This is a genomic window from Agrobacterium sp. a22-2 (genome assembly GCF_012276985.1).
Lineage (GTDB): Bacteria > Pseudomonadota > Alphaproteobacteria > Rhizobiales > Rhizobiaceae > Allorhizobium.
This window is the reverse complement of the sequence record NZ_JAAXMM010000003.1, coordinates 1-11968: the sequence shown is the minus strand read 5'-3', so window position 1 is coordinate 11968 and position 11968 is coordinate 1. Positions and strand designations below refer to the sequence as shown.

Genomic DNA, 11968 nt, shown 5'->3' with positions numbered 1-11968 from the left:
TGGGTGACCACGGCGGGCCGGGCCGACACCGCGCCAACCTCTTTGAATTGTGCAGCGGAGAAAAAACGGGCAGAACCTCTGCCAGCGAGATAGCCTTGTTCAAGAACGCCGGCGGCGGCCATCTCGATCTTTTCACCGCCGACGCATTGATCGCCAGATTTCAGGCTCATGCCTGAAGCACCCATGCTCTATCGAGGATAAGACACCATGACCGGAAACCAGCAACTGCTTCAGAAAACCGATTTCTACATCGACGGCGCATGGCGCAGCCCGTCGGACGCCAAGCCGATTGCCGTCATCAATCCGGCCAACGAGGAAGCCTATGCGGTGATATCCGGAGGATCGCCGGCCGATGTCGATGCAGCGGTCAAGGCGGCCCGTGCCGCTTTTCCAGGCTGGAGCGAAACGCCGCGCGCACAGCGGATCGGCTTTATCGAAAAGATCGCCGATATCTACGAAGCGCGCCTGGAAGAGATGGCGCAGGCGATCATGCTGGAAATGGGCGCGCCCATCACGCTGGCGCGCGACTCCCAGGCTTTCGCGGGGTTGTGGCACCTTCGCGGCTTTGTAAAGGCCTTCGCCAACTACACCTGGGAGCACCCTGCTCTCGAAGACCGAGCGGACCAGACCATCGTTCACGAACCGATCGGCGTCTGCGGCCTGATCACCCCCTGGAACTGGCCGATGAACCAGATCGCCCTGAAGGTCATTCCGGCACTTGCCGTGGGCTGCACCGTGGTGCTGAAGCCATCCGAAATCGCGCCGATGTCAGCGATGCTGTTTGCCGAATTCATCCATGAAGCGGGCCTGCCCGCCGGCGTCTTCAACCTCGTCAACGGCGAAGGCCTGGTGGTCGGTGAAGCCCTGTCCAACCACCCCGGCATCGACATGATGTCGTTTACCGGATCGACGCGGGCCGGCACGGCCGTATCGCGGGCAGCGGCCGCCACAGTCAAGCGCGTATCCCTGGAGCTGGGCGGTAAATCTCCCAACATCGTTTTTGCCGACAGCGATCTCAAGGCGGCAATCGACCGGGGCGTCGCCCATTGCTTCGACAATACGGGACAGTCCTGCAATGCTCCCTCCCGGATGCTGGTCGAGCGCTCGGTCTATTCGCAAGCCGTGGAGCTTGCGGCAGCCGCTGCAGCCGGCGTGAAAGTCGACGATCCTGCCAAGGAAGGTGGCCATATCGGACCACTGGTTTCCGAACTGCAGTTCGACAAGGTTCAGACACTCATCGAAAAAGGCATGGCCGAAGGTGCGCGTCTTGTGGCCGGCGGTCCCGGTCGGCCGGACGGGTTCAATCGCGGCTATTTCGTGCGCCCGACGATTTTCGCCGATGTGGACAATGACATGACAATCGCCCGCGAAGAAGTTTTCGGGCCTGTTCTGGTCATGATTCCGTTCGATTCCGAGGAGGAGGCCATCCGGATCGCCAACGACACCGATTATGGTCTGGCCGGCTACATTCAGACCGGAAGTGCCGAGCGGGCGCAGCGGGTGGCGCGTCGCATCCGGGCCGGGATGATCCAGATCAACGGAGCATCGCGCGCTGCCGGAACCCCCTTCGGCGGCTACAAACAATCCGGTAATGGCCGCGAGGGCGGAAAGTGGGGCCTTGAAGACTTTCTCGAGGTCAAACTGATCAGCGGCTGACGCGACAGCGTCGTCGACGGGAGGTAGCCGAAAGCGGCACTCCCGTTGGCGTCGCATGCCAGCGCAGGGCGAATGGCTCAGGATCGGCCGCGCAAGCTCACCGCCCGACGGTCAGGAAACTTTGCGGCGGCTGGCCGAATTGCTGGCGGAAGGCGGACACGAAAGCGCTGGGGCCGCTGTATCCCAGCGCATGGGCGATCTGCGTGCTGCTCTGGCCGGCGTTGAGCCGTTCGATGGCCGACAGGAGCCTGGCCCTCGAGCGCCATTGACGAGGGCTAAGCCCCGTCTCGCGGCGAAACAATCTTTCGAGGTTGCGCGGGCTGGCACCCGCTATCTGGGCCAGATCCGCAAAGGATCTTCCATCTTCGGGATGCAGTCCGAGATAACGGGTGAGCCGCACCACCCTGGGATCGCTGCCGCCGGGCAGGCAAAGCGACGTTTCGGGCAGCCCGGCGATCTCATCCAGGGCAAAGTCACAGAGCCGGCGAACCTTCGGATCCAGGGGAGCAGACAGATCGCTGTCGCAGACCCTGATGATCAATTCGCGCATCAAGGGCGTAAGGCTCATCACGGTGCAGGCCAGTCGAGCCAGATCGGGCCTTTCGGCGATAGCTGACGGATCAATGTAGAGATTGCGGAAATGCACCTCCGTTTCCGCCACCACGTCATGCAACAGATCGCCCGGGATCCAGACGGCATGACTGGGCGGCACGATCCAGACATTGTCGCGGCTGGTCACACGGAACACGCCATCCGACGCCCAGATCAACTGACTGCGCGGGTGAGCGTGAGGTTCGACGGAGAAACGCGCCTGCATCTTGCGGGAATGGGCGAGCAGCGGCCGGTCCGCATCCAGAATGAACGCGGTCCCGCTCGGCCGGAAATTTGGCGTTTCAGAGATATCATTTGTCATTATGATGGTCTAACGAATATCTCCGTTCTTGGCTAGGGTGACGCATATCAACCTGCGAGCCCTATCCCTATGCCAAAATTCATCTCCCCCGCGCGGCTTCTCGTCGCCTTGGTCCTTCCGGCGGCCCTTGTTCTGGCGGCCTTCCCGCCACCGGGCCTCGACCGCAGCCAGGCGGTAACGCTGAGTATCGTTCTCGTCACGCTGTCCTTATGGGCAACCCAGGTGCTCGCCAATTATCTGCCGTCCCTCATCTTCTTTGCGGCGATGCTGGTGCTGGGCCTGGCACCTCCCGATCTGGTCTTTTCCGGCTTTGCCTCAGCGGCGGTATGGCTGGTCGTCTCCGGTTTCGTAATCGGCAGCGCCATCAATCTGTCCGGTCTCGGCGATCGGTTGGCCCGTGCCGTCGCGCCGGCGCTGACCTCCAGTTATCCCCGCCTGATCGGCGGACTGTTCCTGCTTGCCATGATGCTCGGCTTCCTGATGCCGTCTTCCGTCGGACGCGCCGTGGCGCTGATGCCCGTCGGCATCGCTCTTGCGGCGCGTTGCGGTTTCGGGCCGGGCTCGAAGGGCCGGATCGGCGTCGCGGTGGTCCTGGCCATCGGCTGCAACATGCCCAGCTTTGCCATCCTGCCGTCGAACATTCCGAACATGATTCTCGCCGGGGCGGCCGAAACGATCTACGGCGTGCATTTCGGCTATCTCGAATACCTGGCTCTGCATTATCCGATCCTCGGACTGCTGAAGGGTCTTGTCACCGTTGTCTTGGTTTTGAAGCTGTTTCCCGCAACCATTCGTCAGGGGGCAAGCCCGGACACCGAGATCGAGCCCGTCGCGCCTCCCATGCGTGGACATGAGTGCTCGGTCGCGATTGTCTTGCTGATAACGCTCGGCTTCTGGGCGACCGACAGCCTGCATGGCATCAACCCCGCCTGGATCGGGCTTGTGACTGCCACCCTCTTCCTGCTTCCCCGTGTCGGGATCGTCACCCCGCAGGCGTTCAAATCCTCGGCCGACTTCGGCACCCTCTTGTTCGTGGCCGGCGCCCTCGCACTCGGTGCTGTCGTCAACGCCACCGGACTGGGCGGAAAAGCCGGCCATTGGCTCGAGCAGATACTGCCTTTGCAGCCGGGCCATGATTTCATGAACTTCTTGTCACTGTCGGCAATGTCCATTGCCACGGCCCTGTTTGCCACCGTGCCGACCGTGCCTGCCGTGCTGACGCCCCTCGCGCAAAATCTCGCCCAGGCCAGCGGCTTTCCCGTGGAAACAGTGCTCATGACCCAGGTCATCGGCTTCTCGACGATCTTCTTCCCCTATCAGGTGGCACCATTGGTGGTGGCCATGCAGCTTTCGGGCGAAAAGCTCGGTCACGCTGTGCGGGTAACCGTTCCGCTCGCGTTCGTGACGATCCTGGCTTTGTTGCCGCTCGACTATCTCTGGTGGGTACTGCTGGGATGGATTGAGTAAGGCGCTGCCAACGATATCGCGGCTCGGGGTCGTATGGTCATCGATCGCCATGGGTCGACGTCATCGGGCATAATCCGGATGGGTTATCCTCATGGCAGATCTTCGGCCCTGCGCCGCGCGCGCCCTCCACCAAGCGTGATGTCACGCGCCCATATCCGTCACAAAGCTTGGCATCACGGGTCAGCAATGTCGATTGAAACAAGGGATGACCGTAACGGCCCCAACCGAGCAGCGGATCATAGCCGTCGTCGGGTTCGCCGCCGATTGCCGGAACCAACTCCGGCTTTGGCGAGACAACGGTCGTGCCGGACAGGAGGTTGATCGCAACAGATGCCGTAAGGGCGAGGGGAATAATTGCCTTGGGCATCGAATTGCCCCTATATCCTAGAGATCGCTGAAGGTTCAGCTCCGTCGATGCGGCGAGAACGGAGCGACCGAAAAAGCATGGATCAGCTCATTCGAGTGCAGCCGAGCATGGCTCAGGCTGATTGAGGGGTGACGCCTGGGATAGAGTCCATACGCCTAGCTCGCTTTTCGGCGGCGTTGCCCGATCTCCGTGAAGGGAAGATAGGGGATGGTGCAGGCCTACGGCTTGCCGCTTCGGTATACAACCTGTATCCAGGTATGAAATTCGGAATAATCAGGATGGAGTATGCGGCTTGGCGACGATAGACCTGAACTGCGACATGGGCGAGGCTTTTGGCGCCTATTCGATCGGCGATGACAAGGCGATGCTCGATCTGGTGACCACAGCCAATGTTGCCTGCGGCTTTCACGCCGGCGATCCTGTCGTCATGCGCGACACGATCCTGATGGCCAAGGAGCGCGGTGTCGCGATTGGCGCCCATCCCTCGTTCATGGATCTCTATGGCTTCGGCCGCCGACGTATTTCAGGTGAAAAGCCGGAGGATCTGGAAGCGCAGCTGATCTATCAAATCGCCGCGATCTCCGGCATGGCCAGGACACTCGGCTGGCCGATTACCCATGTGAAGACCCATGGCGCGATCGGCAATATGGCGGCAGAAGACGCGGGACTCGCCGATGTTTGCGTACGGGCCGTTCATGCGGTGGATCCGGATCTTGTCTTCATTACCCTGCCCTACTCTGAAACCATGAAAGCAGCCCAACGCATCGGCCTGAAGACCGCAAGCGAAATCTATGCGGACCGGACCTATACCGACCAGGGCATGCTGACATCCCGGTCGATGGCGGGTTCCGTCATCCATGATCCGCGCCAGAGCGTCGACCAGGTCATGAGCATGGTGCGCGATGGTTTCATTCCAACCATCGGCGGCCAGAAATTGCCCGTGGAAGCAGCCACCCTCTGCGTGCATGGCGACACGCCCGGCGCGGCGGCAATAACGAAGGCGCTGAAAGAGGCATTGCTTGCCGAAGGCGTCTCGATAGCGCCGTTTGCCTTGCCGAAGCGCTAGGTTTCATCATTCAAGGGAGAACAGGGCATGGCCCGGACCATCGATCGCACCACCGCGGGCGTCTATATCATTGCGGCCACGCCGTTTACCGAGACAGGTGCCGTGGACTTCGACAGTATCGACAGGCTGGTCGAATTCTATCGCGGCACGGGAGTAACGGGCATGACCATCCTCGGCATGATGGGCGAAGCGGACAAATTGACGCCGGAGGAACGCTTCGCCGTACTCGACCGCTTCATGGCCCGCGCCGGTGATCTTCCTGTTGTGGTCGGCGTCTCGGATGCGGGCATTGCCAACCTGGCGGATCTTGCCCACCGCGCCATGGAAAAGGGGGCGGCCGGCGTTATGGTCGCACCCTCGCGCGGCCTTGCCCGGGAAGATCGGGTGATCGGCTATTTCCATCAGGTCTGTGCGGCTCTTGGCGACAGCGTTCCGGTGGTCTTTCAGGACTTCCCACAGGTCACAGGCGTATCCGTATCGCCGCGCACGATTTTGGAACTGACCCGCGACCTGCCGCAGATCGTCATGCTCAAGCATGAGGACTGCCCGGGCCTTGCCAAGATCTCGGCTGTGCGGGCAGCCGAGGCGGACGGTTTTCCGCGCATGTCGATCCTGTGCGGCAATGGCGGCCTCTATCTGCCGCAGGAACTGGCGCGTGGCGCCGACGGCGCGATGACCGGGTTTGCCTATCCCGAGGCGCTTGTGGGAACCGTCAATCTGTTCGCTGAAGGTCGCATGGAAGAGGCGGAGGATTTCTACGACGCCTACCTGCCCATTCTGCGTCACGAGCAACAACTCGGTTTCGGTCTTGCCCTGCGCAAGACGATCCTGATGAAGCGCGGCGCGATCACCACTGCCGCGACTCGCGCGCCCGGCCCGAAACTGAGCGCGATTGACATGGCGGAGCTGGAACGCCTGATGCAGCGGACGGAGATGAAGCTGAGAGCGCTGAAATGATTCAGTGTGGGACGACCCTGCGGAGGGATACGGACCTCAAGGCTTTCCGGCATCGACGCGAGCGCAACTGAACGAATTGGAGCCCCTGCGCCAACTCCAATCTGGCACCCAGGCGATCGGATCGAAGCAGCCGGGTGGACCGGCATAGAAAAGAACTTGTGCGGTTATGTCATTGTATGAGCCTTAAACCGCACATGCTGTCTAAATTCAATAACGAATGATAATGTTGCACCGGGGCCGACTTTCCCTATTGTATCAGGGATGAGTCGTTTTATCGAGGAAAATAGCGGGACGATGATCCCTGGTGACACTGCGCCTGCGGCTGACGCGGTTTCACCGGCAAACAAGGTCGGCGCTTCTTCACCCGAGATCATGTCCAGCCACCCTACCCGCGCAAATCATAGTATCGTCCAGTCTCGCGGACAGGACGCAAATTCTGCCAATACACAGCGAGCCTATACCGGCGACTGGAAACACTATTCGGCATGGTGCCGGCGGCAGAACCTTGCTCTCCTGCCTCCCGATGCGCAGGTTGTCGGCCTCTACATCTCCGCTTGCGCCTCCGGTGCGGCAACGGCCAGGCCGAACGGGCTTGCTACCCTTGAACGGCGTCTGTCTTCCCTTGCCTGGAATTATCGGCAGCGCGGTCTGCAGCTGGACAGGAGCGCATCTCCGATTCTGGCCGCGCTTGCGGCTTTGCGCAGCCAACCAGGCCAGGCCCGGATGGGCAAGGGAGCGATTGGGCAAAGCGGAATTGCGGCTATGCTGGAGACGCTTGATCGGGGCACCTTGCGAGGCCTCCGGGATCGGGCAATATTGTTGCTCGGCTCTGCCGGTGGCCTGCGTCGATCCGAGATTGTTGGTCTCGATGTCGGTGACGACGAAAGCCCGGACGGGTTAGGGTGGATCGACCTCACGGACGGCTCGCTGCTCATCACGCTAAGGGAGCGGACCGGTTTACGGCATATCAAGATCACCAGATCCGTTCCGGAGGACGCCTGCCCTGTTGCCGCCCTGCAGACTTGGCTCCGGCTTGCAAAGATTCACCGTGGCCCTGTGTTTCGCCGTGTCATCGGTCAGGGCAGGGTCGCCGGACCTCAGCGCCTGAATGCACAAGAGGTCGCGCGACTCGTCAAGCGGACCGCGCTTGCGGCGGGGATCAATAGCAACGTTTCGGCACAGTCGCTGCGGGCGCGGGTTGCCCCTCATCATGGGCCAAATGGGACGGCTGACGATGATGATTGATTTCCCGGACATTCGTCGCGTGTAAACCTTGTCCTGTTATAAGGTGGCCCTGGCCGTCAAAAGCCACCTTGGGACAAACCACACAACGGCATGCAATGAAGAAATATCTAAGCAATCTGGCGTCACGGCAACGGAGCGAGGCGAGCGATCGTCATCTTGCGCGCTACCTGACATTCGTCGCGGGCGCGGCCAATGCAGGGGGGTTCATGGCCGTCCAGCAATATACCTCGCATATGTCCGGGATAGTCTCGGCCATCGCTGACAATCTGGTGCTTGGCAATGTCGTTCTGGTCCTGTCGGGCCTGTCGGCGCTCGGCGCCTTCGTGGCAGGGGCGGCCTGCTCGGCAATCCTCATCAACTGGGGACGCCGGATGGACCTCCAGTCAGAATACGCCCTGCCCTTGCTGGTCGAAGCCGGCTTGCTGGTCCTTTTTGCATTGCTGGGTTCGTTTCTGTCCTTGTACCAGGACGTTTTCATTCCACTCACCGTGGCTCTTCTCTGCTTCGTCATGGGATTGCAAAACGCCATCATCACCAAGCTGTCCGGCGCCCGCATCCGCACGACCCATGTCACCGGGCTGGTGACGGACGCGGGCATAGAACTGGGCAAGCTGTTTTACTGGAACTCCGCGACCCATGCCGCGGCACCGCCGGTGCGCGCCGATCGACCGAAGCTGCGCCTGCTCTTGTCTCTGATCGGCCTTTTCCTGGTAGGCGGCATTGCCGGGGCGATTGCCTTCAGTCGCTTTGGAACCTCCGCGGCCCTGCTTCTGGCACTCCCGCTCGTCCTCTTGGCCGCGCTGCCCGTCCTTGAAGATCTGCGTATCTGGCGCCGCGGACCCCGGCCCTAGGCCTAGAGGGGACGTCAACCTTAGGCTTGTTGCCGGCTCACGCAGATGCCGCGAGACTTGCCGGCCGTTTGCGCCGGGCGTTGACAGCTGTCAACAGCCCGCCCGCGGTTTATTGGATTACCTCAAAAACTCTCCTTTAGGCATGCCCATCGTACCCACACAATCGAGAACCACATGCCGTTGACAGCTGTCAACGCTCCGCACTCCATGCGCTTCACCTCAAGTCAACCCGCTGCCGCGCTCCATAGAAGCAGTCGTGCCGTTCGTTTCAAAGGCTGGCAAGAACGCCGCTTCTGCTGCCGCCTGTTGACAGCTGTCAACGCCCTGGAAGTACCCTTCGAACCATTGCAGATCAACTCAATCGGCAGACATCAGATAGCTGATGACCGAGTCCGAAATCATCTTCTTGTGCCGATCGTAGTATTCGGGCGCGGACAGGTCCCGGTGAAAAATCGTGCCGAACGTGTAGCGATTGGACACCCGGAAAAAGCAGAAGGCGCTGATCAGCATATGCAGGTCGATCGCGTCGACTTGGCGCTTGAAAATTCCGTCTCGATATCCCCGATCCAGCAGAACGGCGATCGTCTCGATGATCGAAATGTTCAGGTCCTTGATGACGCCCGAGCTCTGCATATGCACCGCATGATGAATGTTCTCGATACTGACGAGCCGCACGAAATCCGGATTGGCCTCGTCGTGATCGAAGGTCGCAGCGATCAAGGTGCGCAACGCCTGATCCGGCGGCAGGCCCAGCAGTTCGAGATCTTCTTCATGCGAACGGATCTTCCGGTAGGCCATCTCCAGAACCGCGAGGTAGAGTCCTTCCTTGCTGCCGAAATAATAATAGATCATCCGCTTGGACGTACTGGTCCGCTCGGCAATGGAGTCGACGCGGCCGCCGGCCAGGCCGTTCATGGAAAACTCCTCCGTGGCCACCGCCAGGATGTCGTTGCGCGTCTTTTCCGGATCGTTCTTGCGTGGCCTGACTGCCATACTCCACCCTGCCTGCATTCCAGTATTCCGGCCCACAACGAGCGACGTCCTCCGTTCGCCCCCGACCCTCAAGCATCAGTCTTAGTCAGCTTGCACGATTGTTTCAAGCACCGGCCAACTTGACATTCGAACTAGTTAGTACATTACTGAATGACGGTATGCTTTGCGCTGCCGTCGATACCGAGCGGGAGAGCGGCAATCAATATGGGACGAGGAGGCACTGGCCCGAGCCAGTCGAACGCATTCATGACAATCACAGCTTCGCGACAGCTCCGCGCCGGGTTGATCGGCTCCGGCATAAAGGCCTCGCTGACGCCGGCCATGCACATGGCCGAGGGGCGAGAACAGGGCCTCTCCTACCGTTATGACCTTCTCGACCTCGCCGAAATGGCGGAAGAGCCCGACCAACTGCAGACGCTGCTGTCCTTTGCCGAAGACGAACACTTTGCCGGCCTGAACATCACCCACCCGTGCAAGCAAGCAGTCATTCCGCTTCTCGATAGCCTCACGCCGGATGCTGCGGCCCTTGGAGCCGTCAACACCGTTGTTCTGCGGAATGGCCGACGGGAAGGACACAACACCGACTGGTGGGGCTTTGCCGAATCGTTCAAACGCGGCCTGCCCGATGTCGAACTAGGGCGTGCTGTCCAACTCGGGGCAGGGGGCGCAGGTGCCGCCACCGCCTATGCCGCATTGCGACTTGGCGTCGGACAGCTGACCGTGTTCGACATGGACAAAAGCCGCGCTGAGGATCTTGCTGCAAAATTGCAGCCGCTCTTTCCCGACGCAACGCTGGTGGCCGGAGACGATCTGTTCCAAGCTCTTCAGGAAGCCAACGGTCTGATCCATGCCACGCCGACCGGCATGGACAAATATCCCGGCCTGCCCCTAGCCGCCGAACTGCTACATGAAAACCTCTGGGTCGCTGAAATCGTCTACTTTCCGATCGAGACCGCCCTTCTGGCCGAGGCGCGACGACGGGGCTGTCGCGTGCTCGACGGCGGCGGCATGGCCACCTTCCAGGCGGTTGGTGCCTTCAGCCTGTTCACCGGTCACACCGCCGACGCGGAGCGCATGCGGCGCCATTTCCTGTCGCTGACCCGTTGATATCAACGAGGCCGTAGCGGCCCAGCAAAGGAGGATCTCGATGAAAACGTCCATAGCAACGGTTTCTCTCAGCGGCGAGCTTCCCGAAAAACTGGCCGCCATTGCGGCAGCCGGCTTCGACGGTGTTGAGATTTTCGAAAACGACTTCCTCGCCTTCGACGAAAGCCCCCGCCAAGTCGGCCGGATGGTACGCGACCATGGGCTGGAGATCACCCTATTTCAGCCGTTTCGCGACTTCGAGGGCATGCCGGAACCGCAGCGTGCCCGCAATTTCGATCGCGCCGAACGCAAGTTCGATGTCATGCAGGAACTCGGCACCGATCTCGTCCTGGTGTGTTCGAATGTCTCGCCGGTCTCCATCGGCGGCCTGGATCGGGCGGCTGCAGATTTTCGTGAACTGGGCGAGCGCGCCGCCAAACGGGACTTGCGCGTCGGTTATGAGGCGCTGGCCTGGGGCAAGCACATCCACGATCATCGCGACGCCTGGGAAATCGTGCGTCGCGCCGATCACCCGAATATCGGCCTGATCCTTGACAGCTTCCACACGCTAGCCCGCAAGATCGACGTCAATTCGATCCGCTCCATTCCACGAGAGAAGATTTTCATCGTACAGCTTGCAGATGCACCTTTGATCGACATGGATCTGCTCTATTGGAGCCGGCATTTCCGCAACATGCCGGGGGAGGGGGATCTCCCCGTTGCGGAGTTCATGGCCGCCGTCGCAGCCACGGGCTATGATGACTACCTGTCGCTCGAGATCTTCAACGACCAGTTCCGCGGCGGTTCGGCCCGCGCCATTGCCGTGGATGGTCATCGCTCGCTGGTCTATCTGGGCGACCAGATCAAACGTATTGATCCAGACACTTCGCTCTCCGTTCCAGCCATGCCCACGCGGGCCGAGGTGACTGGCGTCGCCTTTGTCGAATTCGCAACGGAGGAGCAGGAAGCGACGGAACTGACCGACCTGCTGCAGACCCTGGGATTCCGGAAGGTCGCTCGGCATGTCAGCAAGAATGTCGATCTCTATCGCCAGGGCGATATCAACCTGGTCATCAATATGGAACAGCAGGGCTTTGCCAACTCGTCCTTCCTGCTGCACGGCACGACAGCCTATGCCATCGGGCTGAAAGTCGGGGATGCGAAGGCCGCCGCAGAGCGTGCCGTGGCGCTTGGCGCCGAGGCATTCGAACAAGCCGGGCCCGATGGAGGCTTGCAGATCCCGGCCATTCGCGGCGCGGGCGGCGGATTGATCTATTTCCTCGACGATGGTCCCGACCTCGGCCGTGTCTGGGATGTCGAGTTTATGCCCGTCTGCGCAACATGGTCTATGCGAAGACTGTCTCTTA

At 60.9% G+C, this 11968-nt stretch carries 10 protein-coding genes and 1 pseudogene; 8 read left to right on the top strand and 3 right to left on the bottom strand.

Annotated elements, in window-relative coordinates:
* Positions 1 to 207: 207 nt before the first annotated feature.
* Positions 208 to 1656: an aldehyde dehydrogenase family protein gene (locus HFC70_RS05505; protein ID WP_168472221.1), complete on the top strand. Its 1449-nt coding sequence runs from the start codon at positions 208 to 210 to the stop codon at positions 1654 to 1656.
* A gap of 97 nt (positions 1657 to 1753) precedes the next feature.
* Here HFC70_RS05505 and HFC70_RS05500 read toward each other — a convergent pair whose 3' ends face one another.
* Positions 1754 to 2569 carry a helix-turn-helix domain-containing protein gene (locus HFC70_RS05500; protein ID WP_168472220.1) on the bottom strand — a complete coding sequence of 272 codons (816 nt, stop codon included), beginning with the start codon at positions 2567 to 2569 and terminating at the stop codon, positions 1754 to 1756.
* 69 nt (positions 2570 to 2638) lie between these two features.
* Here HFC70_RS05500 and HFC70_RS05495 point away from each other — a divergent pair, with 69 nt between their 5' ends.
* The gene (locus HFC70_RS05495) at positions 2639 to 4036 is read left to right on the top strand and encodes an SLC13 family permease (RefSeq protein ID WP_168472219.1); all 1398 of its coding nucleotides are present in this window, start codon (positions 2639 to 2641) and stop codon (positions 4034 to 4036) included.
* Positions 4037 to 4073: 37 nt separating this feature from the next.
* On the opposite strand, the gene HFC70_RS26760 is transcribed toward HFC70_RS05495, so the two are convergent.
* Positions 4074 to 4403 (bottom strand): hypothetical protein, encoded by a 330-nt coding sequence (locus HFC70_RS26760; RefSeq protein WP_210259149.1) that lies wholly within the window; start codon positions 4401 to 4403, stop codon positions 4074 to 4076.
* 292 nt (positions 4404 to 4695) lie between these two features.
* Between HFC70_RS26760 and HFC70_RS05485 the strand changes: the two genes are divergently transcribed.
* The 4 genes and pseudogenes from HFC70_RS05485 to HFC70_RS05470 form a co-directional block, all read left to right on the top strand.
* On the top strand, positions 4696 to 5469 hold the full coding sequence (locus tag HFC70_RS05485) for a LamB/YcsF family protein (protein WP_168472218.1): 774 nt from the start codon (positions 4696 to 4698) through the stop codon (positions 5467 to 5469).
* Positions 5470 to 5496: 27 nt separating this feature from the next.
* On the top strand, positions 5497 to 6426 hold the full coding sequence (locus HFC70_RS05480) for a dihydrodipicolinate synthase family protein (protein ID WP_168472217.1): 930 nt from the start codon (positions 5497 to 5499) through the stop codon (positions 6424 to 6426).
* A 261-nt stretch (positions 6427 to 6687) separates the two neighbouring features.
* On the top strand, positions 6688 to 7671 hold the full coding sequence (locus tag HFC70_RS05475; RefSeq protein WP_168472216.1) for a tyrosine-type recombinase/integrase: 984 nt from the start codon (positions 6688 to 6690) through the stop codon (positions 7669 to 7671).
* Positions 7672 to 7826: 155 nt separating this feature from the next.
* Positions 7827 to 8507: pseudogene (locus HFC70_RS05470) on the top strand (YoaK family protein); the annotation flags it as partial.
* 372 nt (positions 8508 to 8879) lie between these two features.
* On the opposite strand, the gene HFC70_RS05465 reads toward HFC70_RS05470, so the two are convergent.
* Positions 8880 to 9515, bottom strand: coding sequence for a TetR family transcriptional regulator (locus HFC70_RS05465; RefSeq protein WP_168472214.1), 636 nt, complete (start codon positions 9513 to 9515; stop codon positions 8880 to 8882).
* A gap of 246 nt (positions 9516 to 9761) precedes the next feature.
* Here HFC70_RS05465 and HFC70_RS05460 point away from each other — a divergent pair, with 246 nt between their 5' ends.
* Complete coding sequence (locus tag HFC70_RS05460; protein ID WP_168472213.1) at positions 9762 to 10622, top strand: shikimate dehydrogenase; 861 nt, start codon at positions 9762 to 9764, stop codon at positions 10620 to 10622.
* Between the two features lie 40 nt (positions 10623 to 10662).
* Positions 10663 to 11968, top strand: a 1306-nt coding sequence (locus HFC70_RS05455; RefSeq protein WP_168472212.1) for a sugar phosphate isomerase/epimerase and 4-hydroxyphenylpyruvate domain-containing protein, incomplete at its 3' end; no start/stop codon positions are given.

Coding starts and splice junctions, on each gene's coding strand:
- HFC70_RS05495 (WP_168472219.1), top strand. CDS start 2,639: ATGCCAAAATTCATCTCCCCCGCGCGGCTTCTCGTCGCCTTGGTCCTT.
- HFC70_RS05460 (WP_168472213.1), top strand. CDS start 9,762: ATGACAATCACAGCTTCGCGACAGCTCCGCGCCGGGTTGATCGGCTCC.
- HFC70_RS05500 (WP_168472220.1), bottom strand. CDS start 2,569: ATGACAAATGATATCTCTGAAACGCCAAATTTCCGGCCGAGCGGGACC.
- HFC70_RS05465 (WP_168472214.1), bottom strand. CDS start 9,515: ATGGCAGTCAGGCCACGCAAGAACGATCCGGAAAAGACGCGCAACGAC.
- HFC70_RS05480 (WP_168472217.1), top strand. CDS start 5,497: ATGGCCCGGACCATCGATCGCACCACCGCGGGCGTCTATATCATTGCG.
- HFC70_RS26760 (WP_210259149.1), bottom strand. CDS start 4,403: ATGCCCAAGGCAATTATTCCCCTCGCCCTTACGGCATCTGTTGCGATC.
- HFC70_RS05475 (WP_168472216.1), top strand. CDS start 6,688: ATGAGTCGTTTTATCGAGGAAAATAGCGGGACGATGATCCCTGGTGAC.
- HFC70_RS05505 (WP_168472221.1), top strand. CDS start 208: ATGACCGGAAACCAGCAACTGCTTCAGAAAACCGATTTCTACATCGAC.